Origin of the sequence: Shumkonia mesophila, from assembly GCF_026163695.1 — a bacterium.
Classification (GTDB): Bacteria; Pseudomonadota; Alphaproteobacteria; order Rhodospirillales; family Shumkoniaceae; genus Shumkonia; species Shumkonia mesophila.
Window position 1 is genome coordinate 176,932 of record NZ_JAOTID010000009.1, and the last position, 25,317, is coordinate 202,248.

Consider the following 25,317-nt stretch of genomic DNA (forward strand, 5'->3'; position numbering starts at 1 on the left):
ACGATGATCGGCCTAGCGTTCGCAATCCTGCTCACCCTGATGGTGCTGTCGATTCCCGTGGCGGTCACGCTGCTGGCGCTCGGCCTCTTCATGGACCAGGCCTTTTCGGCGTTCCCGCTCTATCGCGCCCTCGGCGAGGTGATGTGGTCGGCCTCGGACAGCTTCCTCCTCATCGCCATTCCGCTGTTCATTCTGCTGGGCGAGATCCTGGTCCGCACCGGCATCGCCCGGCGCACGTATGGCGCCCTTGAGGCCTGGCTTTCCTGGCTGCCCGGCGGGCTTCTGCACGCCAACATCGGAACGGCGACGTTCTTTTCGGCGACGTCGGGGTCCAGCGTGGCGACCGCGGCGACGGTCGGAACCGTGGCCATGCCGCAGGCCCGCGCGCTCGGCTATCACGAAGGCCTGTTCGCCGGCTCCATCGCGGCGGGCGGCACGCTGGGCATCATGATCCCGCCCTCGATCAACCTGATCGTCTACGGCTTTTTGACCGAGACCTCGATCCCCCGCCTGTTCATCGCCGGCATCGTCCCCGGCATCGCCCTGGCGCTCTCCTTCATCGCCGGGACGGCGCTGATCTGTTCCATCAAGCCGCAATGGGGCGGCCCCCGCCGGCGGCACACCTGGGGGAAACGGCTGCGCGGCCTCGTTGACCTGCTGCCGGTCTTCGTCCTTTTTTCCGTCATCATCGGCTCGATCTATACCGGCTGGGCGACGCCGACCGAGGCCGCCGCCGTCGGCGTGCTGACCACGCTCGTCTTCGCGTTCATCCTGGGCGAGCTCTCCATCGGCATGCTCAAGGACTCGCTGGCCAGCACCATGCGCACGTCGGCCATGATCATGCTGATCATCACGTCGGCCTATTTCCTGAACTTCGTGCTGTCGGCCGCCGGGGCGACCCGGGCGCTCAGCACATTCGTCGAAACCCTGGGAATGGCCCCGACGGCGACGATGCTGGTCATCATCGCCATGTACGTGCTGCTGGGGTTCTTCATCGAAACCCTTTCGCTCATGGTCATCACCATCCCCATCGTCGAGCCGGTCGTCGTTGCCCTGGGCTACGATCCCATCTGGTTCGGCATCATGCTGATTCTGCTGATCGAGATGGCGCTGATCACCCCGCCCGTCGGCCTCAACCTTTACGTGGTCCAGGGCGTGCGCGGCCGGGGGTCGCTGAACGAAGTGATGATCGGGGCCCTCCCCTATGCGGTGATCATGCTCCTGATGGCCGGCGTTCTGCTGATGGTACCCGAGATGGCCCTGTTTCTGCCGAATGCCATGAACTGAACGAATGATGTGATGCGGGGAGTCGCCATGCTGCAGTTTCGCTCGCCCGGGGAAAACCCGATTGCCATCGACATTCGCGAGCTGGTCATCGCCGGGTGGGCCGGCCGCGACACCGCCGCGGTCCAGGCCCACATCCGGGAACTGGCCGACGTGGGCGTCGCGCCGCCATCGACCGTCCCCCTTTTCTACCGGGTTTCGGCCGGGCGGCTGACCACGGCCGGACGCATCCAGGTCCTGGGGCCGGACAGCTCCGGCGAGGCCGAGGCGGTGCTGATCGGCGGGGCCGGCCGCCTGTGGGTCGGCATCGGCTCGGACCACACCGATCGCAAGGTCGAAGCCTATTCGGTCGCCGTGTCGAAGGAAATGTGTCCCAAACCGGTGGGGCCGGAGGTCTGGCCGCTCGACGTCGTGGCCGATCATTGGGATCGGTTGATCCTGCGCGCCCATGCGGTGATCGACGGCGACAGCGTCCTCTATCAGGAAGGCCCGGTTTCCGGGCTGCTGCGGCCCGAACTGCTGATGGCGAAATGGAACGGCACGGCGCGGCCGCTGGGCGACGGGCAGGCGATGTTCTGCGGCACCCTGGCGGCGATCGGCGGCGTGCGCCCGGCAACCCGATTCGAGATGACGCTGGAAGACCCGGTGCTGAACCGCACGATCCGCCATGGTTACGATATCGACGTCCTGCCCATCGTTGCCTGACGGGCGCAGCCGGGGGAAGGACCATGTTTGCCGATACCCGCACGCTTACGGAAATCCTCGATGCCCTGGGGTCCGGCCGCGCGCGCAGCGAAGCCCTGACCGAAGAGGCGCTGGCGCGGACCCAAACCCCGGAAGGCCGGATCGTCTTCACGGAAATCTTCGAGAAGGCCGCCCTGGCCCAGGCGCGGGCGGCGGACCAACTGCGCGATGCCGGCGTTGCCGGCGGGGCGCTGGCCGGCGTGCCGGTTTCCGTGAAGGACCTGTTCGACGTCGCCGGCTACCCGACGCGGGCCGGATCGAAGGTGCTGGCCGACGCTCCGCCGGCCAAGGCGGATGCCGTCGCCGTCAAACGGCTGCGGGCGGCGGGGGCGGTGATCATCGGCCACACCAACATGACCGAGTTCGCCTTCACGGGCCTGGGCATCAACCCCCACTACGGCACCCCCGGGAATCCCTGGGATGGCAGCCGCATTCCCGGCGGCTCGTCGTCGGGGGCCGCCGTATCGGTGAGCGCCGGCATGGCGTTCGCGGGCATCGGAACGGATACCGGCGGATCGGTCCGGATTCCGGCCGCCTTGTGCGGCCTGACCGGTTTCAAGCCCACTCAAAGACGGAGCGATCTCGGCGGCACCATCCCGCTGTCGACCACCCTGGATTCGATCGGACCCATCGCCCGTTCGGTGGGCTGCTGCGCCCTGCTCGACGCCGTACTGGCCGGCGAGGAACCGTGGATGCCGTTGGCCCTGAGGGGGCTCCGCCTGGCGGCGCCGCAGACCTACGTTCTGGACGGTCTCGACGATGCCGTCGCCGCGGCCTACGCCCGGGCTCTGTCGGCGCTGTCCGCGTCGGGGGCACACATCGAAGACGCCGGTTTCGGCACCCTGGAAAGGCTGCCGGATCTGCTGGCGGGCGGCGGCGTCACCGCTGCGGAAAGCTATGCCTGGCATCGCCGCCTGTTGGCCGAAAAGGGCGACCTTTACGATCCCCACGTCCGCCGCCGCATCGAACGGGGCGCCACCATCTCGGCCGCCGACTATCTGGATCTCCTGGCGGCGCGGGCCGACCAGGCCGCCGCCATGGATCGCGCCCTGGCGCCCTTCGATGCTGCCGTCATGCCAACCGTCGCCGTCGTCGCCCCGAAGATCGCCGACCTCGAAAACGACGACGACTACGCGCGCCTCAACCTCCTGGTCCTGCGCAATCCGATGGTATCGAACCTGCTCGGCCTGTGCTCGGCGTCGGTGCCGTGCCAGCGCCCCGGCGACCTGCCGGTCGGCCTCGCCATCGTCGGTTGCAAAAACGCCGACAGGCATATCCTCAGGGTCGCCATGACGGTCGAGAATATCCTGCACGGCGCCGGTCTCGGCCTTCCCGAAGCCTGACGGTCGCCCGCCGCCATCGGGGCGGCGGCGTTGGCGGTACCGCCCGGCAGATAGGTCAGCACGGCGCCGTTCGCGGAAACCGTCGCGGCGTCGAGCAGGAAGTAGTAGTAGCCGTTGGCCCCCGCCCTCACCCGGCCGAAGCTGGTGCCGTTGCCAAGCCCGGCGACCGTGGCACCCATCGTTGGCGCCGTTCCCGACACCACCTGATCGGGCAGTCGCCCATCCGCCTGGGGTTAGCCGCGTTTGATGCGCGCGTCCTGATGACCCGCCGATCCTCCCGCCCCCAAGCGCTCGTACCGTCAGACGGGCACGTCGCCCAATGCCAAGCCGGCCGGGGCAAAGGCCGCCTCCCAATCGCAGCGCGGGACGCGGCCGTTGAAGGCGGGGATCGCCGTTCGGGCGCCGAGGGCGCTAAGCAGCCTTGCGTTGTCCGATATCCGGGGGTGGACGTTCCAGCCGGCAACCTCGGCCCGCCCCATGCCCTTTACCCTGCCGACAGGCGTGTCGTCGGGAACATATCCGGAGAGCACGATCGCCCCGTCGCGCCGATCCAGCCATCCCGGCAAAAGACGGGCGCTGGCTCCGGCGTCGGCCATGACATTGGCGGCAATGACGACGCCTCGCGGACCCGGCCACCGGTGCTCCACCGCCCCCGCCATCGCCAGAAGGAACGACAGGCGATCGGCGGTCCCGGCGCGCAGCGTATCCCGCCAGGGTCCGCAGAGGTTGGCAACCGTCTCGCGCAATTCCGGGCAAAGGGACGGCTTCCTGCATATCTCCTCGACGACGAAGAGCGCGATTTCCGGGCCGCGCCCGGCCGCCGGCACGGGAAGCAGGGCGTCCCCCTGGCGCAGAAGGTGGCGCATCGCCGACCGGCGGTCCGCTTGCGGGGTGTCGTCAAGCCCGGCCGAGGCATCGATCACGGCGGTTGCCGCCGATGGTGGAGGGTCGATGGCGTAAAGCTCGGACTCGAAGCTCATGTCCCCGCCATAGAACAGGCCGTTGCCCACGCCCAGGTGCAGCCAGACGCCCCCCGGCGCGTGTCCGCTGCGTCCCGTGGTGAGCTTGATCCCGAACAGGTCGATCTGCCCCGACAACGGCAGGGAGTTAAGGCGGCCGCTCCATTCCCGAGGCAATTGGGCGGCGGTAATATCGGTCGCATAGACGGGAGGATTGCCGACGGCGCCGAGAAGATGCAGGCCGCCCGCGTGATCGGCATGGGCATGGGACAGCAGCACGGCATCCACCCGGCCGATGGCGGAAAGGTCGGGGGCGGCTCCGCGATCCGGCCCGACGCCGATGTCGAGCAGAATGCGGCGGTCCCCGCCTTCCAGTAGGAAGCAGGCGGGCCCCTTGCCGGTGACGCCCGAAATCGGGATCAGGCGGGCGGTCGAACGCCCCATGGGCCGAGGTTTGGTCACGATCGATAATCCTTCAATGCTTGCCCGGAATCAGCCAGCCGTCCGTCACCCGCACGCCGACCCGGGCGCCGGGCGGCGGCGGCTCGTTCGCGACATGCAGATGAAGCGGCCGATCCGGAGCGGCGTCGGCGCGAACATGGACGGTCGTTGTCGCCCCGGTGTAGGTCAGGGAAACGACGCGGCCGGTGATGGCACCCACCGCCTCCGGCCCGACCAGTTCCAGGCCCTCCGGCCTGAGGCAGGCGATGCCGGTGGCGGCGCTGCCGTTGCACCTAAGCACGGTTTCGGCGCCGAGCACCCGGGCCCGGATCGAGCCCCCCGACGAGCCGCCCCGAACCTCGGCCGGCACCACCATGCCGCGGCCGACGAATTGCGCCACCATGTCCGTCGCCGGACGCCTGTAGAGGTCGGCCGGCGCGGTCATCTGCTCGACCCGCCCCCGATGCATGACGGCGACCCGGTCGGCCAGCGCCATCGCTTCCGACTGGTCGTGGGTGACGTAGATCATCGTCGCACCGGTGGCGGCATGGAAGGAACGGAACTCGGCCTGCATGGATTCCCTGAGATGCGCGTCGAGATTGGCCAGCGGCTCATCGAGAAGCACCACCCGGGACTCCATGGAGAGGCAGCGGGCCAGGGCGACGCGCTGGCGCTGCCCCCCCGACAGTTCGGCCGGCCGTCGCGCTTCCAGCCCCTCCAGGCCCACCGCCGCCAGCGCCTGGGCGACGCGGCGGTGCCGTTCCGCCGACGGGACCCGCCGCACCCGCAGGGGATAGCCGACGTTCTCGCCCACCGTCATGTGCGGCCACAGGGCGTAGGACTGGAACACCATGCCGATGCGCCGGCGCTCCGCCGGGACCATCCGCCCGGGCATCGAGACGACCTCGTCGCCCAGCGCGACGGTTCCCTCGTCCGGCGTCTCGAACCCGGCGATCAGCCGCAGCAGCGTGGTTTTGCCGCAGCCCGAGGGACCGAGCAGGGCCACGAATTCTCCTTCGGCGATGGCCATGTCGACGGCATCGACGGCCAGCACGTCGTTGAACCGCTTGACCACGCCCGTCAGGATTACGCCTGCCATGGCAGCACTCCTCTCGGCAGCCAGCGCGCCGCCAGCGTCACCAAGGCGGCCATCGCCAACGTCGCCAACACCGACAGCACCGACACCGCCGCCGCCGCGGTGGTGTGGCCCTCGTCGTAAAGATTGAAGACCATCACGCCCAAGGTTTCGTGCCCCGAGGACCACAGCAGGATCGAAACCGTCAGCTCGTTGAAGGCACTCATGAACACCAGCACAGCGCCCGCCATGGCCGCCGGCGAGGCCAGCGGCCGGACCACCGTGACGAGGCGCCTGAGTGCGCCCGCGCCCGAGGCCTGGGCGGCTTCCTCCAGCGCCACATCGATTTGGCGCAACCCGGCGATGGTCGACCGCAACCCGAGCGCCAGGAAGCGCCCGAGATAGGCGAACAGGATGATCCAGAAGGTGCCGTAAAGACCAACGCCGGCGACCGGCAGCGGCTTCAGGTAGATCATGATGCAGGCGATGGAGAGCACGATGCCGGGCAAGGCGAACGGGGCGTCGGCCAGGCCGTCGAGGAGGCGGATCAGGGGGCGCGGCCGGCGCACGATAATGTGGCCGAGGGGCACCGAGACCACGGCGACGGCGATGGCCGCCAACCCGGCCAGCGCGGTGGAGTTGGCGAAGGCGCGCCGGGTTGCCGGGTATTCGGCCAGCACGTAGCGGTAATGCTCGAGGGTGGCGGTGCCGGGCGAGAGCGGCACGCCGAGCGCGGTGACAAGGGAAGTTCCCGCCAGGGCCGCCAGCGGAAGAACCGCCGTCAGAAGCAGAAATCCCCAGACCATCCCCTCCACGACGACGCGGCGTCGACCCAGCGGGAAAGGCACCGTATCCATGGTGCCGGCGGATGGGCTGCGATGGTGCCGCAAGGCCAGCGTCTGGACCACGAGGCCGGCGCCCGCCAGCACCGCCAGCATCAGGGCCAGGGTGCCCACCTCGCCCAGCACGCGGGGCCCGAATCCGCTGAGGCGCTGGTAGATGAGCGTGGTGAGCAGGGTGTAGCGGCCGGGAATACCGAGCAGGGCCGGAATTCCGAAGTTGCCGATCGAGGACACGAAGGCGAGCGCGGCGCCGCCGACCATGGCGGGGCGCACCAAGGGCAGCACCACGTCGACGACGATCCGCAGGGGGCCCGCCCCCGCCGAGCGGGCGGCCTCGACGAGGTTCCGCGGCACCGTCCTCAGGCCGGCCCTCACCGACAGGAAGACCAGAGCGGAATGCTCGAGGCCCATCAGGAAAATGACCCCCTCGCGGGAATAGAGCGGATTGCGGGTGCCCGGCGGCGGTGCCAGCCCAAGCGGCGCCAGGACGGGGCTAGACGGGCCCAGCAGTTCCAGCCACGACAGGGCGGCGATCTGGGCCGGCACCAGCAGGGGCATCAGGAACAGGAAGACGAGAGCCGGCTTGAGCCGCACGTCGGAAAGCCCGACCGCCAGCGCCCCCAGCGTGCCGAGAACCAGCGAAAGGAGGGTGGAGGCGATGCCGGCCTCGATGGTGTTGACGAGCGCCGCCGAGGCGGCACGGGAAGACAGCACCCGCCAGACCAGATCGAGGCCGATCCGGCCATCCGGCAGGAAGGCCTCGACGAGAATGCGGGCCAGCGGCAGGGCGGCGAAGATCAGGACATAGACCGTGACAACGGCAAGCAGCACGTGCTCGCCGTTGATCCCCGGCCGGCGGACGGTCGCCGCGCTCAATTCATCCCCCGAAGATTTCGGAGAACTTCCGCTTGGTGTCCTCGTCGGTCTTCAGCAGCAGGTTGGGGTCGGCCCCGATGACCTTGAGCGTCGCCGGATCGGGATAGCCGGCCGGCGGCGTCACCCCCTTGACGAGGGGAAAGTACATCTGCTCGACGGACTGCTCCTGGGCGGCCCGGGAAAGCTGGAAGTCAACGAACTTTTTCGCCGCCGGAACGTTGCGCGCCGCCTTCAGGATGGCGACCGGCTGATTGATGGCGGTGACGCCTTCCACCGGGAAGACGAAGTCGACGGGCGAGCCCTTGGCCTTCTGGCCGTACGCCATGTATTCGATGATCACGCCATAGGCCTTTTCGCCGCGCGCCACGGCGTCGCGCACGCCACCGTTGCCCTTGGCGGCCAGCGCCCCGTTGGCGGCCAATTTCTCGAAATACTGCCAGCCGAAGGCGGGCTGCGCGGCCAGGGTGCCGACGTGAATGACGGCGGCGCCGGAATAGAGCGGGCTCGGCATGATCACCTGGCCCTTGGCTTCCGGCTTCAGCAGATCCATCCACGAAGTTGGCCGCGGCTTGCCGGAGGCGGTGTTGTAGACGATCCCGGTGGTGATCAGCTTGGTGCCGAAGAAGGTCCTGTCCTTGTCGTATTGCGAGGGATCCAGGTCCTTCACCGGGGCGTCCTTGTAAGCCATCAGGAGCCCCTGGTTCTTGACGGCCGTCATGGCGATCGAATCGGCGATCAGCAGGATGTCTGCCCTGGGGTTGCCGGCCGCCAGTTCGGCCTGCAGCTTGTTCATGATTTCGGTGGTGCCCGAGCGGAACAGCTCGACCTTCACGTCCGGCGTGGCCTTGTTGAACAACTCGATGACCGAGGTCATCTGTTCGACCGGCTGCGAGGTGTAGACCATGAGCGTTTCGGCCTCGGCCGAAACCGCGATGGCGGCGAGCACGAGGCCGCCGGCGAGGGAGGCAAGCTTGGACATGACGGCTATCTCCGGGTTGATGGCGCACTGGAATGCCCGTTCGCGGCATCGCCGCGTCGGTGGCCCCGATCATGGGAGCCGACCATGACGTTTTTGTTGCAGGCACGTGACACCTTGCTGACACATCCGGCCGCCCCCGGGGGATGACGGGAGCGGCCGGGCGAGGACGGGCGGTTGTTGCCGGGATGTCAGTCGCCCAGCCGCTCCGCCACGAAATGCCAGTGGAACGAGCCGGGGCTGCCGTGTTCATAGTCTTCCAGCGACACCAGTTCGAACCCGCGCAGAAGCTGCACCACCTCGTCGGCGTTGCAGTAGAAATGCGGATGCGCCTTGTCGCTGACGTCGTCGATCACGAAGGTGTGCGGGGCGACCTGCGTTCCGACGCCGAAATTGGCGTTGCGCTTGGAGAGCAGTGTGCCTTGGAAGAGGCCGCCGACCCGCAGGACCCGCGAGATTTCCTTGAGCGTTCGGGCGACCACCGACCCGTCGCCATGGTAGACGACGTTCCAGGCCAGGACGTAGTCGAAGCCGGCGCCGGGAAAAGGCAGGTCGGTCATCAGGCCGTGTTCGACCGAGATCGCCAACCCATTTTCCCACGCCGAGTCGCGCACGGAGGCGATGCCGGTCTCGCTGGCATCCATCGCCGTCACCCTGAAGCCCGCGGCGGCGAGAGCCAGGGCGTGGCGCCCGATCCCGCACCCCATGTCCAGGACGTGACGGGCGCCCCGCGTCTTCAGTTGCGGGATCAGGCCGGTCACCTCCGGCTGCGGCTGCGACCACAGCGCGCGGTGCTCGCTGTCCGCCCAGCGGCGGTTCCATTCGATATGCGCCGTCGCCGTTGCCAGCGCGACGTTCGGGTGGTTCATGGTCATTTTTCGGCTTCCTTCATGCCAGGACGGTAATTTCAGATGATCCGGCGCCGAAACGCGGCGCTGGCGCGCTCGACGACGACGACCAGGGCGAAGATGGCGAGAATGATGGTCGCCGCCTCGTCGTACTCGAACATGTCCATCGAGACCTTGAGTTCGATGCCGATGCCCCCGGCGCCGACCAGGCCCAGCACGACCGAGGATCGCGTCGCCTTTTCGAGCGCGAACAGCGAGGTGTTGACGAAGGACGGCATCGCCGCCGGGATCACCGCGCTGAAGATGGTACCGGAACGCGTCGCGCCCAGCGCGGTGAGCGCCTCGCGCGGGCCGGAGTCGGCTTCCTCCATCGCCTCGGCGAAGAAGCGCCCGCAGAAGCCCAGGGTATCCATCACCAGCGCCAGCGTTCCGGCGAACGGGCCGAGCCCGACGGCGACGACGAAGAACAGCGCCCAGACGAGGTCCGGCACGGTGCGGCTCATGGCGATGACGGCGCGCGACAGGTGATAGAGCGCGGGGCTGGGGGTCAGGCCGCGGGTGGCGAGGATGCCGAACGGCAGGCTGAGCAGGACCCCGAACGCGGTGCCGACCAGCGCCATCTCGAAGGTTTCGAGCAGGGCCCAGCCGACGGCCACCAGCCGATCCGGACTGGGGGGCAGCATCTCGGCGACCATCCGCCCCATGTTCGGCAGCCCGGTGATGAGGGCGGAGACCGACATCTCGGCCCCCTCGATGGAAAGGACGAAGAAGGCGATCCCCACCACGTAAAGGATGAAGGCAACCCGGCCGGGCCGTTCGAAGCGGCCGGGCATGCCGGCGGTCAACGTTCCGATGGAGGTGTCACGCATAGAAGGCCCTCAGCGTTTCCACGTCCTGGCGCGCCGACGGGGCGTCGAGCTGCAATCGCCCCTGGCGCAGTCCCAGCAGCCGGTCGGAATAGTCGATGGCGTGCCGAAGGTTGTGGGAGGTGAACAGCAGCGATAGCCCGTGCCGGCGGATCAGGTCGACGAACAGGCCCATCACTTCCTCGCCGGCGTTGGGATCGAGGCTGGCGACCGGCTCGTCGGCGAAGACGATGCGCGGCCGCTGCATCAGGGCGCGGGCGATGGCGACGCGTTGCGACTGGCCGCCGGAAAGGTGGTCGGCCCGACGGCCGGCCAGGTCGGCAAGGCCGACGAGATCGAGGCAATGGAGGGCTTCTTCCCGCAGGCGGCGCGGCGCCAGCCCGTGGAACCACGTTCCCGGCCCGGTGTGGCGGGCCTGGGCGCCGTGAATCACGTTGGTCAGCACGGAAAGGCGCGGCACCAGGTTATGGCGCTGGAAGACGAAGCCCACCTTTGCGCGCAGCGTCCTCAGCGCGGCGTATCCGAGGCTGCAAACCTCGGTCTCGAAAAGGCGCACGGAGCCGTGGTCGGGTTCGATCAGGCGGACGCAACAGCGCAGGACCGTCGACTTGCCGGCACCGTTGGGTCCGATCAACGAAACCGACTGCCCCGGCGCCAGATTGAAGCTGACATCCGAGAAAACCGGAGCGCCGCGATCGAAGCCTTTCGCCAAGCCGCTTACCGCCAGCTCCGGCGTCGGCAGGGTTCGCACGGCCGGGGTCGGAACGACCCCGGCGACGAGGACGGCTGCTTGCGCGCTCATGGTCAGTTGCCGACGAAGTCGGCGAACTGCGGGAAGCCGATCGTGCGATACATGCTGCGCACGTAGTCGTAGTCGGAGTCTTTCACGTCGGGCAGGAACTTCATGCCCTTGTACTTCTGGTTGTCTTCCCCGGTCAGGATCGCCGCGACCAAGTCCTTCGAGTGATCGACGAAGGCCTTGCGTACGGTTTCGACCACCTTGGCGTCGACATGCTTGCCGGCCATCAGTACGTCGTTGGGAAGGTCGGGCCCGCGGGCGATGACCTTGAAGGCGCCGGGCTCCAGGGATTTTTCATTGGCCCGGAACTTCAGGATATAGCCGTAGTTCATGCCGGCGGCGGCGACGTCGCCGCGCTTCAGCCCCTCCCACGCCACGTTGCGATGAACGTGCATCGCTTGCAGGCTGGCGCGCGGATCGATGCCGTAGTCGGCCAAGACCTGCATCGGCGCCAAGTGGTTCGAGGTCGAACCGACGTCGCCGAAGGCCACCTTCTTGCCCTTGAGGTCGGCCACCGTGTTGATGCCGCTGTCGGCCAGCACGACGATGCCCGAGAAGTAGTCCGGCCGGCCGAAGCCGACGATTGCCCGCGCCTCGGTCTTCTTGCGGATCACCACGTATTCGGCGGGGCCGGTCAGGACGAACTCGACTTTTTCCGAGCGCAGCGCCTCGGCGGCGGCGGTGCGGCTGGCCACCGGATAGAACTTGAACGGATAGCCGGTGGTTTTCTCGAGGACCTCCTTGAACGCCCCGAATTCGCGCTGAAGGTTTTCGAGACCTTCCAGATCGGTGACTGCCAGGCGCAGCGGCTCGGCGGCCGTCGCCAGGCCCGAGGCCATCGACAAAGCGGCGGCGGCGGCCAGCAGTTTCAATCCGTGGATCGTCATCATTTCCACCCTCCCTGGGTTGCGGCTGAGAAGAACAGGCGGGCTGAAGTCTGCCCGGGAAGGGTGACTGGCGGATGATGGCCCGGTGACAAGTCCGCGACATAAAAAGCCGACGACCCACAAGGTTGTCGGCTTGGCATCCGGTTGGGGATCAGGGCAGCGAAACCGTGACGGCGATCATCTCGTGGTCGGAGAGCGCCGCGCCGGAAGCCGGGTGGGTTGCCGGCACGATCTGCGGGTCGGTGGCGGCGAGGCCCCGCGCCAGGAACCAGTCGAGTTTGCCGAGGGGCGCCGCCGAATGGCCGTTGACCAGGGGCCGCTGGGTGGGGCCGCCGGCGACGTTGCAGGACGTCCACTCGAAGCCATGCCGTCGCGCCACTTCGAACAGCGGCTCGTAGGGCACCGGCTTGGACAGGCGGTCGGCGGGGAGTTCCCTCTTGCGGCGCTCGAGGGCCTCGCGATCGAGCCCGTCGCGCGCAAACGTGGTGGTGTTGAGATCGCCGCCGATGAGCACCGGCGCGCCGGGGGCATAGGCCTCGATGGAGTCCAGAAGGATGTCCATCTGCTCGGCCCTGTGGGCGGCGTCGCTGTGGCTTTCCAGGTGGACGGCGGCGACCGTGATCGCCTGCCGGCCCAAGGCCAGCGTCGCCACCACCGCCATGCGGCCGCCGATCCTCTTCTGGCCGCTCGACGGCCGCCGCCACCAGCGGCCGCTGCGATCGAAGCGGATGAGCGCCGGTCGCGTCAGGCGAAACGGCGAGACGATGGCGTTGCCGTGCAGACCGGCGGCATTGGCGGTGCCGCCGACGGCCGCGCGGTCGCGGTCGTTACCGGGCGTAAGTTCGACGAATTCGATCCCGAAAACGTAGCCGGCGTCGCGGTCGAGCGCCAAATCGCGCACCGTGTGCCGCTGATGGGAGCGGGCCATCCCGACGTCCATCTCGGCCAGCAGCAGAACGTCCGGGCGCACCGAGGACAGACGGTCGATCGTTCCCTTCACGTGGCGGCACCGTTCGGCATTCCAGAAGGCGACCCGGACGGCGGAGGCGGTGACAAGCGGCCGTGGCGCCGGCCGCACCTCCAGTTGGCGAAGGATGGGAAGATCGAGCAACTCGTCGTGGCGTTCGGCCGTCGACGGTTCGGCGAACCATGTGTCGCGAACGGCGACGGACGGCGGAACCATCGCTTCGGTGGCGAGGCTGTCCCGCGCGCCACCGCGTTCAAGCGCGCCGTCGTAGATCGGGAGTGTCGAGAGGGAGGACGGCATCGGTCTACCCGCAGTTTCCAATCTGTTGCCGGCGGCAGTCTAGGCGGCTCGGGTGGCAGCGGCGTGACCGTTGAATGACCGTGTCATGACACGCCAAGCCGCTTTCCGGCGGTGGCCCGCGCTAGGCGAACGGAAAGCGCCGGACCAGCCAGAAGTCGCGGCTGCGGTCGGCCTGGTGAAAGAGGCAGATCGAGGCGATCATGACCGGCTCATCGAGAAGTGGCTGGAACAGGGCATCCAAGGCTGGCTCCAGCGTTTCGCGCACCTCGGGTTTGAGGCACTTCGTCAACGTCATGTGGAAACGGTACTGCTCGAACACGTAGGGATAGCCCCACTCCGAGAGGTTGCGTTCCTCCTCGGGCGACAGGCCGTTCTGGTGGCGGCGCGTCCGTTCGCCGGCGTCGAGCGGGGCCCGGAAGGGTTCGAACTCGCGCACGCAGCCGTCGGCCAGATCGTGCAGCTCGCGGGAGGCGCAGCGCGGGCGCAGCGCCAGGAAGCCGTTCAGGTGATCGACGCCGAGGCGCACCGCGAACGGCGCCCGTGTTGCGGCGAATCGCGCCACGGCCGCTTCGAGCTCGTCCGCCGGGACGCCGTCACGCAGGCGGAACGGCGCCTTGAGCGTCGCATGAAAACCGTATTGGCGCGGCGGAATGGTGAGGGTGTCGGCTTGCGTCACCGTGACGCCGGGAACGGCGGGCCGCGGCGGCACCTCCCCGGTCGCGGCGTCGCGGCCGAGCCAGGCGGAGCCGAGCTGCCACAGGGCCGAGGTGGGCGCCGGCGCGAAGTAGATGGCGTAGCGGGGCTGCATGGGGATCATCGAACGGGGGCCCCCGGTTCAGGCCGCCGCGGCATAGGCGGCCATCTCGAAGGCGCGGTCGGCGGCCGCTTCCCGCACCTCGCGATCGTGGAAGATGCCGACGATGGCGGCGCCGCGCTGCCGGGCTTCGAGGATGAGGTCGACGACGACCTGCCGGTTGCCGGCGTCGAGCGCGGCGGTCGGCTCGTCCAGCAGCAGGATGGGGAAATCGAGCGCGAAGCCGCGCGCGATGTTTACCCGCTGCTGCTCGCCGCCGGAGAAGGTGGCCGGCGCCAGCTGCCACATGCGCTCGGGGATGTGAAGGCGGGTCAGCAGCGCCGCCGCCCGTTCGCGGGCCGGCGCCGCCGCGACGCCGACGGCGCGCAGCGGCTCGGCCACGATGTCGATGGCCGGCACCCGTGGGATGGCGCGCAGGAACTGGCTGACATGGCCCATGGTGCGCCGGCGGATGTCGAGGATGGTGTGGGGGGTGGCGGTGACGATATCGACCGTCTGGCCGTCGTGGGCGACCAGGATGCGCCCCGCCTGCGGCAGGTAGTTGCCGTAAAGGCAGCGCAGCAGGCTGCTCTTGCCGGCCCCCGAGGGGCCGTGCAGGGCGACGCACTCGCCGCCATGCACCGCCAGCGTCACCTGGCGCAGAACCGGCAGCACGGTTCCGCCCTGGGTGTGCAGCGTGAACGTCTTTTCCAGGTTTTCGACGACGAGCATCGGGTGCGACATGGACGGTCTCTCACGGGTGAAGGATCGAGGAAACGAGGAGCTGCGTATAGGGATGCTGCGGATCGTCCAGCACCTGGTCGGTCAGCCCGGCTTCCACCACCTCGCCCCGGCGCATGACGATCATGCGGTGGGCCAGCAGCCGGGTCACCGCCAGGTCGTGGGTGACGATGACGGCCGACAGCCCGAGGTCGGTGACCAGCCCGCGCAGCAGGTCGAGCAGCCTGGCCTGGACCGACACGTCCAGCCCGCCGGTGGGCTCGTCCATGAAGACGAGGCGCGGCTTCGAGACCAGGTTGCGGGCGATCTGCAAACGCTGCTGCATGCCGCCGGAAAAGGTGAACGGGGCGTCGTCGATGCGATCCAGGTCCATTTCGACGCGGCGCATCCAGGTTTCGGCCTCCTGGCGGATGCCGCCATAGTTGCGGGCGCCGACCGCCATCAGGCGCTCGCCGATGTTGGCGCCGGCGCTGACGCCCATGCGCAGTCCGTCGCGCGGGTTCTGGTGGACGATGCCCCAGTCGGTGCGCATCAGCATGCGGCGCTCGGGCTCGGAAGCCGCCCACACGTCGATGGAGCGGCCATGGCGGTCGGTATAAAGCACCCGCCCGGCGGTGGGTTCCAGCCTGGCCGACAGGCAGTTGAGCAGGGTGCTCTTGCCCGAACCCGATTCGCCGACGACGCCCAGGATCTCGCCCGGCCACAGCGAGAACGAAACGTCCCGGCAGCCGATCCGCCGGCCGTACATCCGGGTCAGGCCTTCGACCTGAAGAAGGGAGGGAGGCGTGTCCATTTTCCCAGGTGTCTCCGTCATTCGGCGGCCTCGGCCGCGAGCGGTATTGGGGTTCCCGGCCCGGCGTGGCCGGCGGCCCGCCGTTCGCCGCAATAATCGGTGTCCGAGCAGACGAACATGCGACCGCCGTGATCGTCGGTGACTACCTCGTCGAGGTAGCTGTCGGCGGCACCGCACAGCGCACAGCAATGGTCCCAGTGCTGCACGTCGAAGGGATAGTCCTCGAAATCCAGGCTCCTGACCGAGGTGAAAGGCGGCACCGCGTAGATGCGTTTCTCGCGTCCGGCGCCGAACAGCTGGAGCGCCGGGTTGCGGTCCATCTTCGGGTTGTCGAACTTGGGGATCGGCGAGGGCGCCATCAGGTAGCGGCCATTGACCAGGACGGGATAGTTGTAGGAGGTGTTGATGCAGCCGAAACGGGCGATGTCCTCGTAGAGCTTGACGTACATGACGCCGTATTCCTGAAGGGCGTGCATCTTGCGCGTTTCGGTCTCGCGGGCCTCGACCCAGCGCAGCGGTTCGGGGATCGGCACCTGGTAGACGATGATCTGGCCCGGCCCCAACGGCCGTTCCGGGATACGGTGGCGGGTCTGGATGATCGTCGCCTCGGCCGTCCGCTCGGTCGTCGCCACGCCGGTGGTGCGGGCGAAGAACTGGCGGATGCTGACGGCGTTGGTGGTGTCGTCGGCGCCCTGGTCGATGACCTTGAGCACGTCCTCGGCGCCGATGATCGAGGCGGTGACCTGGATGCCGCCGGTGCCCCAGCCGTAGGGCAGCGGCATCTCGCGGCTGCCGAACGGAACCTGGTAGCCGGGCACGGCGACGGCCTTGAGGATGGCCCGCCGGATGGAGCGCTTCATCTGCTCGTCGAGATAGGCGAAATTGTAGCCGGCCAGCGGCTCGCGTATCGCGTTCGTCATGGCACGATCTCCTCCTGTTCCGGGCGCCGGCGGGCGGCCTCGGCCTTGAGGTGGCGCACGGTGACCAGTTCGCCCTGGAAGTCGACGTAGTGCGGCAGCTTGAGGTGCTGCAGGAAGCCCGACGCCTCGACGTTGTCGGAATGGGAAAGCACGAACTCCTCGTCCTGGGCCGGGTATCGGGCTTCGCCGCCCAGCTCGCGCGTGCGCAGCGTGCGGTCGACCAGCGCCATGGCCATGGCCTTGCGCTCGCAGTGGCCGAAGGAAAGGCCATAGCCGCGGGTGAATTTCGGGGATTCCGTGGCCGAGCCCTTGAACTGGCTGACCATGTCGCATTCGGTCAGCGTGATGTCGCCGATCTCGATGGCGAAGCCCAGTTCCTCTGGCACGATCTCGACGGCGACCTCGCCCATGCGGATCTCGCCGGCGAAGGGATGCGCGCTGCCGAAGCCGCGCTGGCTCGAATAGGCCAGCGCCAGCAGGAAGCCTTCGTCGCCGCGCGCCAGGTTTTGCAGGCGGGCGTCGCGGCCGGCCGGAAAGTCCAACGGCACGCGGGTAAGGTCGGTCGCCTCGGCCGGTTCGGGCGGAGCGACCTCGCGCTCGATCAGGCCTTCGTGGTCGAGGACATCCACCACCTTGGGCATGCGCTCGGGAATCGTCGCGGCGTCGCCGTGCGCCGGCTTCTCCTGCGGATGGCCCGTCTCGGCCAGCGAGAAATCGAGCAGGCGGTGGGTATAGTCGAAGGTGGGGCCGAGAACCTGGCCGCCGGGAAGATCCTTGTAGGTGGCCGAAACGCGGCGCCGGATGTCCATGGTGGCGGTATCGACGGGTTCCGACACCGCCAGGCGGGGCAGCGTGGTGCGGTAGGCCCGCAACAGGAAGACGGCCTCGATCAGATCGCCGCACGCCTGCTTGACGGCCAGCGCCGCCAGGTCGCGGTCGTAAAGCGAGCCCTCGGTCATGACGCGGTCGACGGCCAGCGCCATCTGTTCCTTGACCTGTTCGAGCGTGAGCTCGGGGACGGCGGGATCGCCGCGCCGTTCCTCGGCCAGCAACGCGTGGGCGTTGCGGATGGCCGTTTCCCCACCCTTGACCGCGACATACATTTCAGGCCTCCACTGCGGTCGAACGGGGAACGGTGGCGACGGCTTCGCCATCGACGAGGATGACGTCGAGCCCCCGTGGAAACAGGATTTCGAGCGCCTTGCGCTCGATCCAAAACGCTTCGTCGAGACCGTCGACGGCCAATCGGGCGGTGCCATCGATACCCGGCCCGGCGAGAACGATCTCGCGGCCGACGCCCAGGCCGTCGACCTGGAGGATGAGGGTGGCGGCCCGCTCGGGGTACAGATCGGAGCCGAGGTCGAGGGCATCCAGCCGCGGCCTTTCGGCGGCGTTTGCCGCCACCGCGAAGGCGGCGCGCGACGGGTCGGCGACGATCGGCGAGCCGCAATGGAAACGGATGGCGCCAAGCACGGCATCGTTGTCGGCCGAGGGCGACAGCCACAGCGGCGTCTCCAAGTCGGTCAGCGCCAGCAGAAGCGCCATCGTCCCCCGATACAGGGGGGCAGCCGTCGCCACGACGGCGTCGAGGCCGACGATGCGCCCGGGGTGGGCCATGGCATCGAGCACGCCACGGAATACCCGCTGGCTGTCATGGACGGGATGGCGGAAGCCGCCAAGCACGGTGGCTGTGGGTCGCATGGAAATCAATCCCCCCGGACCATGGTGAAGAAGTCGACCTTGGTCGCGGCGACCTTGGCACGGCGGGCACGGCGGGCGTCCGCCTGCCCCGCCGCCAGCGGGTCGATGACCTCGCGCAACAGGGTGGCCCGCCGCGCCGGGTCCTGGAGAAGGGCGTCAAGCGCGGCGGCGATCTCGGCCCGGCGCGGATCGCGGCCGGCCAGATAGGATACCCCGACGCGGCCGTCGGCCGTCTCGACGGCGCAGCGGGTGACCGTCATCTCGCCCAGGCAGAAGGGGGCGCCGGTGCCGCCGGCCCGGCCCCGCACCATGACCATGCCGGTTTCGGGGGCCCGCACGGCGACATAGGCCGGCTTGTCTGCGAGCGAGCGCCATGCCCGCTCCAGATCGTCACCCGAGGCCCGGCCGAGCACGCCCATCCACCGGCGCCGGGCTTCGCTTTCCGCCGGCGCCGGGAAAACGGCCGCGGCACCTTCCGGGGCGGCGTGGGGAGCGTGAAAATCGGTCACGACGGTTCTCAATTCATCTAGACAACCAGATGTATGGACCTTAAAAGGAGAGGGTCGGCCCTGTAAAGCGGAATTGGATGACGTTTTGTTGACAACGCCGGGCCGTGGGGAGGGCGCAATGCAGATCGAGCGCGGAGCGGGAGTGGCCCTGTGGCGCCAGATCCAGCAGACGCTGGAGGCCGGGATCGCGTCGGGGGAGATGGCGCCGGGCACCCGCCTTCCGACGGAGATGGATCTGGCGGAGCGTTTCGACGTCAACCGCCATACCGTGCGACGCGCCATCTCGGGCCTCGAGGAACGGGGCCTGGTTCGCGTCGACCAGGGACGGGGCATGTTCGTGGCGGAGAACGTCGTCGATTACACCGTCGGCCGGCATACCCGTTTCAGCGAAAACATCCTGCACCAGAGCCGGCTGCCCGGGGCGCGGGTGGTGGCCACGCAACGCCTGCGGGCGGCACCGGCCGTGGCCGAGGCGCTGAACCTGCGCGCCGGCACCATGGTGGCGATGGTCCGGCGCGTCGGCCAAGTCGACGGCCGGGTGGTGGCGATGGCGGAACATTTCTTCTCGCTGCGGCGGTTTCCCGACGTCTTCGAGGCGTTCAAGGAGGAGCCCTCGGTGTCCAGGGCCCTGGCGCGCCTCGGCGTTCCCGACTTCGTGCGCCGCACGACCCGAATCACGGCGCGCATGCCGGACCGGCTGGAGGCCGGCCTCCTGCAACAGCATCGCAACCGGCCGATCCTGGTCACCGAAAGCGTCGACGTCGATGGCGACGACGCGCCGGTCGAGTACGGCGTGGCCCGCTTCGCCGGCGACCGCGTCCAAGTGGTCGTGGAAAGCTGATCGGCTCATGCCCGCGCCGGCTCCGGTTCTTCCGCCCAGGCGCCCAGGCGACTGCCGTCCAGGAATACCGGGCGGCCGGCGACAACCGTTGCGGCGACGCGCGGCAGTTCGGGATCGCTGTCGTCGACCAGGATGAGGTCGGCCCGCCGGCCGGGCGCGATCTCGCCGCGGTCCCTCAGGGCCAAGGCCCTGGCCGGGGTTGCCGAGACGAGGTTCCAGGCATCCCCGAACGGCAGGGTGCCGGAAGCGGCGATCCGGAACGCCGCCTGCAACAACGACGGATAGTAGTAGTCGGAAGCCAGGATCGTACACAGGCCGTCGGCAATGGCCTCGGCGGCCGTCAGGCGCCCGCAATGCGAGGCGCCGCGCAGGATGTTGGGGGCGCCCAGCACGACTTCGTCGCCAAGGTCCCTGGCCGTTTCCGCCGTCGCCGCGTCGACGGGAAACTCCCCGATCCGGCAGCCCATGTCGTGGAACATGCGGCGCATGGCCGGGGTCTCGTCGTCGTGGGAAAGCAGCGGAATGCCATCGGCGTTGGCACACGCGGCCAGGCGGCGCACGCCCCCCGGCACGGCATCGACCCGTTCGCGCACCCGATCCAGCAGGACGACGAACTCCGGGACGCTCAAGCCGGCCCTGGCCGCCGCCGGCTGGAGCTTGGCCGGCTGGTCCCGGCGCTCCTGGAAATGGGGGACATGGTCGTTGAAGGCGACGGCATCGACCAGGCCGGCCTCGATCATGTCGATGACGTCCCCGACGCCATCGATGGCATACGTCTCGAACCGAAGGTGGACGCGGACGTCGCATCCGAAACGCGGCCGCAGCGCCCGGATGGTGCGAATGATCTGGCTGGCCATGGGCCCGCCGCGCAGTCCCGGCTCCCAGGAATGGGTGACGCCGTGAAAGCCCGTGGTGATGCCGTTGGCGATCATTTGGAGGTCGGTGTCGAGAAGCGCGACGTCGAGCGGAAACTTGACGCCCGGCCGAGGCATGAGCTGGCGCTCGAAGGCGTCGCCGTGGATGTCGACGATGCCGGGCAGAAGCAGCGTGCCGGCGCCGTTGACGCGAACCGTATCGGCCCGCCCGTCGGCATCAAGCCCGGCGATATGTCCTTTCGCCACGGTCAGGGCCGCCGGCTTCACGTTGCCTTCGGGTGTCAGCACGCGGCAGTTTTCGATGATGTAGTCCATGGGCTCCTCGCGTCTTCGTTCGTTCAGGGGAAATATAGAAAGCGGAAGACGCCGGAACTGTGAACTTTATCGGAAAGTCGGTACCGACAAATCACCGTCTTGTCGGGATCGATTGTCATTCAATTTTCACGATTGTTTCATTTTGGAATCGCCGGCATGACCTAGTGTTTCCGAAATTTTCACTCTCGCCCTAACGGTCGTTTCCATCATGTCCTCAGACACGGTCTTCGCCAACGCGCGCATCGTCACCCGCACCGGCGTCCTGAACGGCTCGTTGCGCATCGCCGACGGGAAGATCGCCGCCATCGACGCCGGACCCGGCGGCGGGCGGGACATGGAAGGCGACTATCTTCTGCCGGGCCTTGTCGACATCCATACCGACAACCTGGAAAAGCATCTCGAACCGCGGCCGGGCGTCACCTGGCCCGGCCTTGCCGCCATCGTCGCCCACGACCGCCAGATCGCCGCGGCCGGCATCACCACCGTCTTCGATTCCCTCTACGTCGGGTTCGACGGCGCCTCGTCGGGGCGCCGCGAGGCGCTGGACGTGGCGACGGGCGCGCTGGCGGAGGCGGCGGAAGGCCGTATCCTGATCTCCGACCACATGCTCCATCTGCGATGCGAGCTTGGCGCTCCCGATGTCGTCGACGACCTGACGGAGGCCCTTCGCCAGCCGCGGGTGCGGCTGGTCTCGGTGATGGATCACACCCCCGGCCAGCGCCAGTGGCGCAATCTCGACCACTGGCGCCAGTTTCACAGCAAGCGCTATTCCCGGGAAGAACTCGATGCCACCATCCACGAGCGCGTGGCAGCGCAGCAGTTGCATGCGGAAGGCAACCGGCGGCGGATCGTCGCGTTGTGCCGCGAGCGCGGGCTGCCGCTGGCCAGCCACGACGACACCACGCCGGACCATGTCCTGGAGGGCGTCGGCGACGGCGTGAGGATCTCGGAATTCCCGACCACCTTCGCGGCGGCACGGTGCGCCCACGAACATGGGCTGGCCACCGTCATGGGCGCGCCCAACATCGTCATCGGCGGCTCTCATTCCGGAAACGTCGCCGCGCACGATCTCGCCACCGAAGGCCTGCTCGACGGCCTGGCCTCCGATTACGTGCCGATCAGCATGATCCAGGCCATCTTCGTGCTGCATCGCAAGTGGGGCGTCTCCTTGAGCGAGGCGGTAGCCATGGCCTCCGCCAATCCGGCCGAAATGGTCGGCTTGGCCGACCGTGGACGGCTCGAAGCCGGCCGCCGGGCCGACCTGGCGCGGGTTCGCATGGTCGGCGGCGTCGCGGTGGTGCGCGAGGTCTGGATACGGGGCGAACGCGTCATGTAGCGCCCCCAGGGCCGCCGAGGCAACCGGCGACCCTTCCGAAAATCGTTCTATACGAACAGGCGGCGCAGCCGCTGGGACAGGATGTCGAGCAGACTGACGGTGACGATGATGATGATCATCACCGCGGCGGTCTCGTGGTAGTAGAAGCCGCGCACATATTCCCACAGCACCATGCCGATGCCGCCGGCCCCGACGATGCCGAGAACGGTGGCCGAGCGGACGTTCGATTCGAAGCGGTAAAGCGAATACGAGATCCACAGCGGCAGGACCTGCGGGATGATCCCGAAGACCACCTCCTGAACGATGTTGGCGCCGGTGGCGCGGATGCCCTCGACGGGACGCTGGTCCATGGATTCCACCGCCTCGGAGAACAGCTTGGCCAGGATGCCGAGGGTGTGGATGAACAGGGCGAGGACGCCGGCGAACGGCCCGAGGCCGACGGCGACCACAAACAGCATGGCGAAGACCATCTCGTTGATGGCGCGGAAGGCGTCCATCAGCCGGCGCACCGGCTGGTAGACCCACCAGGGCACCACGTTCTCCGACGACAGGATGCCGAACGGCACGGCGAAAACGACCGACAGCACCGAGCCCCACACGGCGATCTGGATGGTGATCAGCATTTCCTCGACGTAGAGGCGCCATTCGTAAAAATCCGGCGGGAAGAAACCGGTGAGAAACTTCCACATGTTGGGCGCGAAGGTGACGAGGTCCCACGGCCGCATGTCGGAGCCTTCCCACGACCAGGCCAGCACGGCCAGCAGGACGCCCCAGCCGGCGACGTTGAGGGCGGAGCGCTTGAGATCGCGCGGCGGGAGTTGCGGCCTGACGGGAACGGATGCGGAGAGGGTCAAGGCGGTTTCCTGTCCGAAGGGGGAAAGGGCTCGGCGCCGCCGACGAGGTCGAGCGGCGCCGTTCGCGTTGCCCGGATCTAGTTGCCGATGGCGCCCTGGGAGCCGTCGAGCACCTTGACCAACTCGATCTTGCCGTCCAGCGCGGCGAGTTTTTTCTTCTTCTCGGCGGCGTCCATGCGCTCGTCGCCCTCGATCTTCGCCCGGTTCTTGTAGAGTTCGAGCTGGCGGATCGGGTAGAGCTGCGCGTTGGAAGAGTCCTGGAACGGCGCCCAGCCCGAGCTCACCTTGGCCAGCGCTTCGCGTTCCTTGGCGGCGTTCGGGCCCATGCGGCCGTAGCCCAGGAAGAAGGCCTTGATGGATGCCTTGGCATCGCGGTCGAGGTCGGCGCGCCAGACGATCGGATCGGCCGGGATCAGCGGCGACTTCCAGATGACCTTGATGTTGTCCGCCGCTTCCTTGTTGGTGACGAGCAGGCGGCCGTAGAGCGACTCGGTGTTGTTGGTGGCGACGTCGACCTGCTTGTTGGCGACGGCCATCGCGTTGGTCTCGTGATTGGCGCTGCGCACCGTCTTGAAGCACTTCTTGGGGTCGACGTTGTTCTGGGCGAAGACGTAGTAGCTGGGGACCAGGAAGCCCGAGGTCGAGTTTGGGTCGCCGTTGCCGAAGCTGAGCGACTGATCGCACTTCAGCACGTCCTGGAGCGAGTTGATCTTGGTGTTGTCCTTGTGGGTGATCAGCAGCGACCAGTAGCCGGGGTTGCCGGTGACGTCGACCGTCTGCACGAAGATCTCGCCGTTGGCGCGGTCGACCGCTTCCATGGCCGACTTGTTGCCAAACCACGCGAGGTCGACCTTCTTGAAGCGCATCGCCTCGATGACGCCGGCGTAGTCGGGCGCGAAGAAGGCGTTCACCTTGACGCCAAGCGCCTTCTCCATGTCGGCCAGGAAGTCGCCGAAGCTCTGCTTGAGGCCTTGGGAGGATTCGGTCGAGATGATGCCGAAAGTCAGGGGGTTGGGGATTTCCGCCTGCGCGGCCGAGGCGGCCGTCACCGCGGCAACCGCGAGACTGGCGGCGATTGTCCGGAACATGGTCATTCTCCTGAGTTGCAGTAAGTTTACCTAGGGGTGAATGGAACGACCGGTCGCCTGGTCACCCCACCGCACGTGCGACCGCGAGAACGGGAAAACGATCGCCCTCGTCATGGGGCTTGGCACCGAGCGGGCCGGCCAGGATCAGTTCGTGGCTGGACGCACCGTAAAGTTCGCGGAGAAATTCGGGCGTCAGGGCCGTCGACGGCCCGTCATAGATGACCCGACCGTCGCGCATGGCGACCGTGCGCGGGCAATAGCGGATGGCGAAATCGACCTGATGGAGGGAGACCACCACCGTGGTGCCGTCCTCGCGGTTGATGCGGGCCAGGTTTTCCATCACGCGGCGCGCCGATTCGGGATCGAGCGAGGCGATCGGTTCGTCGGCCAGGATGACCGACGCCTCCTGGACCAAAGCGCGGGCGATGGCGGCCCGCTGCTGCTGTCCGCCCGACAGGGTGGAGGCGCGCTGGCCGGCGTATTCGTGCATGCCGACGCGATGGAGCGCGTCGAGGGCGCGGGCCTTCTCGGCGACGGTGAACAGCCCGAGGCAGCCGCGCCAGGCGGGAATGCGCCCGAGAAGGCCGAGCAGGACGTTGGTCAGGAGCGACAGCCGGCCGACCAGGTTGAACTGCTGGAAGACCACCCCGACCCGGGCCCGCACCGCCCGCACGCCGGTCGACACGCGGCCATGTTCCTGGACCGGCATGCCGAGCACGGTGACGCAGCACGGGCCGGCCCCGGCATCGCCGGCGGTGAGGCCGATGAGATGACGGATCAAGGTGGACTTGCCGGAACCGGAGGCGCCGATCAGGGCCACCATGTCGCCCGGGCCGACGCGAAGGCTGGCGTCATCGAGGGCACGCGTCCGGGACCGGCCCTTGTTGAACGTCTTGGTCAGGCCACGAACGTCGATTGCCACACTGCTCAACACCGCCTCCCTTTCACTGTCCCTCGATGCGACTCCTATCGAAGCTGTGTGACGGCTTGCGGACAGCGAGATGACGGTTCCATTTCAATTTCGCGGAATTGCCGGATGAATCGCCAAGTTGTCGAGATTCGGCGCAGGGCGCGCTCGGCAGCGAAGACACCCGCGCCAAAGCCTGCGAGCTGATCCGCTCCCTGATCGAGGCGATCGTCCTGGTTCCCATGGATGGTGCGCTCAAGGTCGAGCTCGAGGCCGCCCTTGCGGGCATCCTTGAGCATTGCGCGGACGGCAAAAAGGCCCTCGCGGTTTTCGCCGGAGGGCCTTTTTTGCAATTAGATTTGGTTGCGGGGGCAGGATTTGAACCTGCGACCTTCAGGTTATGAGCCTGACGAGCTACCGGGCTGCTCCACCCCGCG

At 68.1% G+C, this 25,317-nt stretch carries 26 protein-coding genes and 1 tRNA gene; 5 read left to right on the plus strand and 22 right to left on the minus strand.

The features are described 5' to 3' along the window. Positions 1-3 precede the first annotated feature (3 nt). From ODR01_RS15830 to ODR01_RS15840, 3 genes are read left to right on the plus strand one after another with little or no spacing between them, the layout of a single operon-like run. The gene (locus ODR01_RS15830) at positions 4-1,287 is read left to right on the plus strand and encodes a TRAP transporter large permease (protein WP_316978658.1); all 1,284 of its coding nucleotides are present in this window, start codon (positions 4-6) and stop codon (positions 1,285-1,287) included. 27 nt (positions 1,288-1,314) lie between these two features. Continuing rightward, the gene (locus tag ODR01_RS15835; protein ID WP_316978659.1) at positions 1,315-1,989 is read left to right on the plus strand and encodes a DUF2848 domain-containing protein; all 675 of its coding nucleotides are present in this window, start codon (positions 1,315-1,317) and stop codon (positions 1,987-1,989) included. A 23-nt stretch (positions 1,990-2,012) separates the two neighbouring features. Then, complete coding sequence (locus tag ODR01_RS15840; RefSeq protein ID WP_316978660.1) at positions 2,013-3,371, plus strand: amidase; 1,359 nt, start codon at positions 2,013-2,015, stop codon at positions 3,369-3,371. A gap of 299 nt (positions 3,372-3,670) precedes the next feature. Here ODR01_RS15840 and ODR01_RS15845 read toward each other — a convergent pair whose 3' ends face one another. From ODR01_RS15845 to phnG, 16 genes are all read right to left on the minus strand, one after another. Next, the gene (locus tag ODR01_RS15845; RefSeq protein ID WP_316978661.1) at positions 3,671-4,792 is read right to left on the minus strand and encodes an MBL fold metallo-hydrolase; all 1,122 of its coding nucleotides are present in this window, start codon (positions 4,790-4,792) and stop codon (positions 3,671-3,673) included. Between the two features lie 13 nt (positions 4,793-4,805). Beyond that, positions 4,806-5,870, minus strand: a complete 1,065-nt coding sequence (locus ODR01_RS15850) for an ABC transporter ATP-binding protein (protein WP_316978662.1) — start codon at positions 5,868-5,870, stop codon at positions 4,806-4,808. After that, positions 5,858-7,564: an ABC transporter permease gene (locus ODR01_RS15855; protein WP_316978663.1), complete on the minus strand. Its 1,707-nt coding sequence runs from the start codon at positions 7,562-7,564 to the stop codon at positions 5,858-5,860. Before ODR01_RS15855 ends, ODR01_RS15850 begins: the two co-directional genes overlap by 13 nt. A 1-nt stretch (position 7,565) precedes the next feature. Next, positions 7,566-8,543: an ABC transporter substrate-binding protein gene (locus ODR01_RS15860; RefSeq protein WP_316978664.1), complete on the minus strand. Its 978-nt coding sequence runs from the start codon at positions 8,541-8,543 to the stop codon at positions 7,566-7,568. 188 nt (positions 8,544-8,731) lie between these two features. Then, positions 8,732-9,415 (minus strand): class I SAM-dependent methyltransferase, encoded by a 684-nt coding sequence (locus tag ODR01_RS15865; protein ID WP_316978665.1) that lies wholly within the window; start codon positions 9,413-9,415, stop codon positions 8,732-8,734. Positions 9,416-9,447: 32 nt separating this feature from the next. Continuing rightward, a complete protein-coding gene (gene phnE, locus ODR01_RS15870; RefSeq protein WP_316978666.1) occupies positions 9,448-10,257 on the minus strand; it encodes a phosphonate ABC transporter, permease protein PhnE in 810 nt (269 codons plus the stop codon). Further along, positions 10,250-11,056: a phosphonate ABC transporter ATP-binding protein gene (locus ODR01_RS15875; protein WP_316978667.1), complete on the minus strand. Its 807-nt coding sequence runs from the start codon at positions 11,054-11,056 to the stop codon at positions 10,250-10,252. The genes phnE (ODR01_RS15870) and ODR01_RS15875 overlap by 8 nt, the downstream gene beginning before the upstream one ends. A 2-nt stretch (positions 11,057-11,058) precedes the next feature. Beyond that, complete coding sequence (locus ODR01_RS15880; RefSeq protein WP_316978668.1) at positions 11,059-11,943, minus strand: phosphate/phosphite/phosphonate ABC transporter substrate-binding protein; 885 nt, start codon at positions 11,941-11,943, stop codon at positions 11,059-11,061. 148 nt (positions 11,944-12,091) lie between these two features. Further along, a complete protein-coding gene (locus tag ODR01_RS15885; protein ID WP_316978669.1) occupies positions 12,092-13,207 on the minus strand; it encodes an endonuclease/exonuclease/phosphatase family protein in 1,116 nt (371 codons plus the stop codon). 121 nt (positions 13,208-13,328) lie between these two features. After that, on the minus strand, positions 13,329-14,024 hold the full coding sequence (locus tag ODR01_RS15890) for a DUF1045 domain-containing protein (protein ID WP_316978670.1): 696 nt from the start codon (positions 14,022-14,024) through the stop codon (positions 13,329-13,331). 18 nt (positions 14,025-14,042) lie between these two features. Continuing rightward, a complete protein-coding gene (phnL, locus tag ODR01_RS15895) occupies positions 14,043-14,744 on the minus strand; it encodes a phosphonate C-P lyase system protein PhnL (RefSeq protein WP_316978671.1) in 702 nt (233 codons plus the stop codon). A gap of 10 nt (positions 14,745-14,754) precedes the next feature. Next, complete coding sequence (phnK, locus tag ODR01_RS15900; RefSeq protein WP_316978672.1) at positions 14,755-15,534, minus strand: phosphonate C-P lyase system protein PhnK; 780 nt, start codon at positions 15,532-15,534, stop codon at positions 14,755-14,757. 17 nt (positions 15,535-15,551) lie between these two features. After that, positions 15,552-16,454, minus strand: a complete 903-nt coding sequence (locus ODR01_RS15905) for an alpha-D-ribose 1-methylphosphonate 5-phosphate C-P-lyase PhnJ (protein ID WP_316978673.1) — start codon at positions 16,452-16,454, stop codon at positions 15,552-15,554. Beyond that, positions 16,451-17,557: a carbon-phosphorus lyase complex subunit PhnI gene (locus tag ODR01_RS15910; RefSeq protein WP_316978674.1), complete on the minus strand. Its 1,107-nt coding sequence runs from the start codon at positions 17,555-17,557 to the stop codon at positions 16,451-16,453. The genes ODR01_RS15905 and ODR01_RS15910 overlap by 4 nt, the downstream gene beginning before the upstream one ends. A gap of 1 nt (position 17,558) precedes the next feature. Next, positions 17,559-18,155: a phosphonate C-P lyase system protein PhnH gene (gene phnH / locus ODR01_RS15915; protein ID WP_316978675.1), complete on the minus strand. Its 597-nt coding sequence runs from the start codon at positions 18,153-18,155 to the stop codon at positions 17,559-17,561. A 5-nt stretch (positions 18,156-18,160) separates the two neighbouring features. Next, on the minus strand, positions 18,161-18,664 hold the full coding sequence (phnG, locus tag ODR01_RS15920) for a phosphonate C-P lyase system protein PhnG (protein WP_316978676.1): 504 nt from the start codon (positions 18,662-18,664) through the stop codon (positions 18,161-18,163). Between the two features lie 118 nt (positions 18,665-18,782). On the opposite strand from phnG, the gene phnF reads away from it, so the two are divergent. Further along, positions 18,783-19,505, plus strand: a complete 723-nt coding sequence (phnF, locus tag ODR01_RS15925) for a phosphonate metabolism transcriptional regulator PhnF (protein WP_316978677.1) — start codon at positions 18,783-18,785, stop codon at positions 19,503-19,505. A 5-nt stretch (positions 19,506-19,510) separates the two neighbouring features. Here the strand turns inward: phnF and ODR01_RS15930 are convergent, their stop codons facing one another. Beyond that, entirely contained in the window at positions 19,511-20,695 is a 1,185-nt protein-coding gene (locus tag ODR01_RS15930) for an alpha-D-ribose 1-methylphosphonate 5-triphosphate diphosphatase (protein ID WP_316978678.1), read from the minus strand. A gap of 208 nt (positions 20,696-20,903) precedes the next feature. Here ODR01_RS15930 and ODR01_RS15935 point away from each other — a divergent pair, with 208 nt between their 5' ends. After that, positions 20,904-22,031 (plus strand): alpha-D-ribose 1-methylphosphonate 5-triphosphate diphosphatase, encoded by a 1,128-nt coding sequence (locus tag ODR01_RS15935; RefSeq protein ID WP_316978679.1) that lies wholly within the window; start codon positions 20,904-20,906, stop codon positions 22,029-22,031. Positions 22,032-22,078: 47 nt separating this feature from the next. Here the strand turns inward: ODR01_RS15935 and phnE (ODR01_RS15940) are convergent, their stop codons facing one another. From phnE (ODR01_RS15940) to ODR01_RS15960, 5 genes are all read right to left on the minus strand, one after another. Continuing rightward, the gene (phnE, locus tag ODR01_RS15940) at positions 22,079-22,885 is read right to left on the minus strand and encodes a phosphonate ABC transporter, permease protein PhnE (RefSeq protein ID WP_316978680.1); all 807 of its coding nucleotides are present in this window, start codon (positions 22,883-22,885) and stop codon (positions 22,079-22,081) included. Positions 22,886-22,962: 77 nt separating this feature from the next. Further along, positions 22,963-23,973, minus strand: a complete 1,011-nt coding sequence (gene phnD, locus ODR01_RS15945; protein WP_316978681.1) for a phosphonate ABC transporter substrate-binding protein — start codon at positions 23,971-23,973, stop codon at positions 22,963-22,965. 61 nt (positions 23,974-24,034) lie between these two features. Continuing rightward, positions 24,035-24,895 (minus strand): phosphonate ABC transporter ATP-binding protein, encoded by an 861-nt coding sequence (gene phnC / locus ODR01_RS15950; RefSeq protein ID WP_316978684.1) that lies wholly within the window; start codon positions 24,893-24,895, stop codon positions 24,035-24,037. 44 nt (positions 24,896-24,939) lie between these two features. Continuing rightward, positions 24,940-25,233 (minus strand): hypothetical protein, encoded by a 294-nt coding sequence (locus ODR01_RS15955; RefSeq protein ID WP_316978682.1) that lies wholly within the window; start codon positions 25,231-25,233, stop codon positions 24,940-24,942. Between the two features lie 7 nt (positions 25,234-25,240). Then, positions 25,241-25,317, minus strand: a tRNA-Met gene (locus tag ODR01_RS15960).

Coding starts and splice junctions, on each gene's coding strand:
- ODR01_RS15830 (WP_316978658.1), top strand. CDS start 4: ATGATCGGCCTAGCGTTCGCAATCCTGCTCACCCTGATGGTGCTGTCG.
- ODR01_RS15835 (WP_316978659.1), top strand. CDS start 1,315: ATGCTGCAGTTTCGCTCGCCCGGGGAAAACCCGATTGCCATCGACATT.
- ODR01_RS15840 (WP_316978660.1), top strand. CDS start 2,013: ATGTTTGCCGATACCCGCACGCTTACGGAAATCCTCGATGCCCTGGGG.
- ODR01_RS15850 (WP_316978662.1), bottom strand. CDS start 5,870: ATGGCAGGCGTAATCCTGACGGGCGTGGTCAAGCGGTTCAACGACGTG.
- ODR01_RS15860 (WP_316978664.1), bottom strand. CDS start 8,543: ATGTCCAAGCTTGCCTCCCTCGCCGGCGGCCTCGTGCTCGCCGCCATC.
- ODR01_RS15865 (WP_316978665.1), bottom strand. CDS start 9,415: ATGACCATGAACCACCCGAACGTCGCGCTGGCAACGGCGACGGCGCAT.
- phnE (WP_316978666.1), bottom strand. CDS start 10,257: ATGCGTGACACCTCCATCGGAACGTTGACCGCCGGCATGCCCGGCCGC.
- ODR01_RS15875 (WP_316978667.1), bottom strand. CDS start 11,056: ATGAGCGCGCAAGCAGCCGTCCTCGTCGCCGGGGTCGTTCCGACCCCG.
- ODR01_RS15880 (WP_316978668.1), bottom strand. CDS start 11,943: ATGATGACGATCCACGGATTGAAACTGCTGGCCGCCGCCGCCGCTTTG.
- ODR01_RS15885 (WP_316978669.1), bottom strand. CDS start 13,207: ATGCCGTCCTCCCTCTCGACACTCCCGATCTACGACGGCGCGCTTGAA.
- ODR01_RS15890 (WP_316978670.1), bottom strand. CDS start 14,024: ATGATCCCCATGCAGCCCCGCTACGCCATCTACTTCGCGCCGGCGCCC.
- phnL (WP_316978671.1), bottom strand. CDS start 14,744: ATGTCGCACCCGATGCTCGTCGTCGAAAACCTGGAAAAGACGTTCACG.
- phnK (WP_316978672.1), bottom strand. CDS start 15,534: ATGGACACGCCTCCCTCCCTTCTTCAGGTCGAAGGCCTGACCCGGATG.
- ODR01_RS15905 (WP_316978673.1), bottom strand. CDS start 16,454: ATGACGAACGCGATACGCGAGCCGCTGGCCGGCTACAATTTCGCCTAT.
- ODR01_RS15910 (WP_316978674.1), bottom strand. CDS start 17,557: ATGTATGTCGCGGTCAAGGGTGGGGAAACGGCCATCCGCAACGCCCAC.
- phnH (WP_316978675.1), bottom strand. CDS start 18,155: ATGCGACCCACAGCCACCGTGCTTGGCGGCTTCCGCCATCCCGTCCAT.
- phnF (WP_316978677.1), top strand. CDS start 18,783: ATGCAGATCGAGCGCGGAGCGGGAGTGGCCCTGTGGCGCCAGATCCAG.
- ODR01_RS15930 (WP_316978678.1), bottom strand. CDS start 20,695: ATGGACTACATCATCGAAAACTGCCGCGTGCTGACACCCGAAGGCAAC.
- ODR01_RS15935 (WP_316978679.1), top strand. CDS start 20,904: ATGTCCTCAGACACGGTCTTCGCCAACGCGCGCATCGTCACCCGCACC.
- phnD (WP_316978681.1), bottom strand. CDS start 23,973: ATGTTCCGGACAATCGCCGCCAGTCTCGCGGTTGCCGCGGTGACGGCC.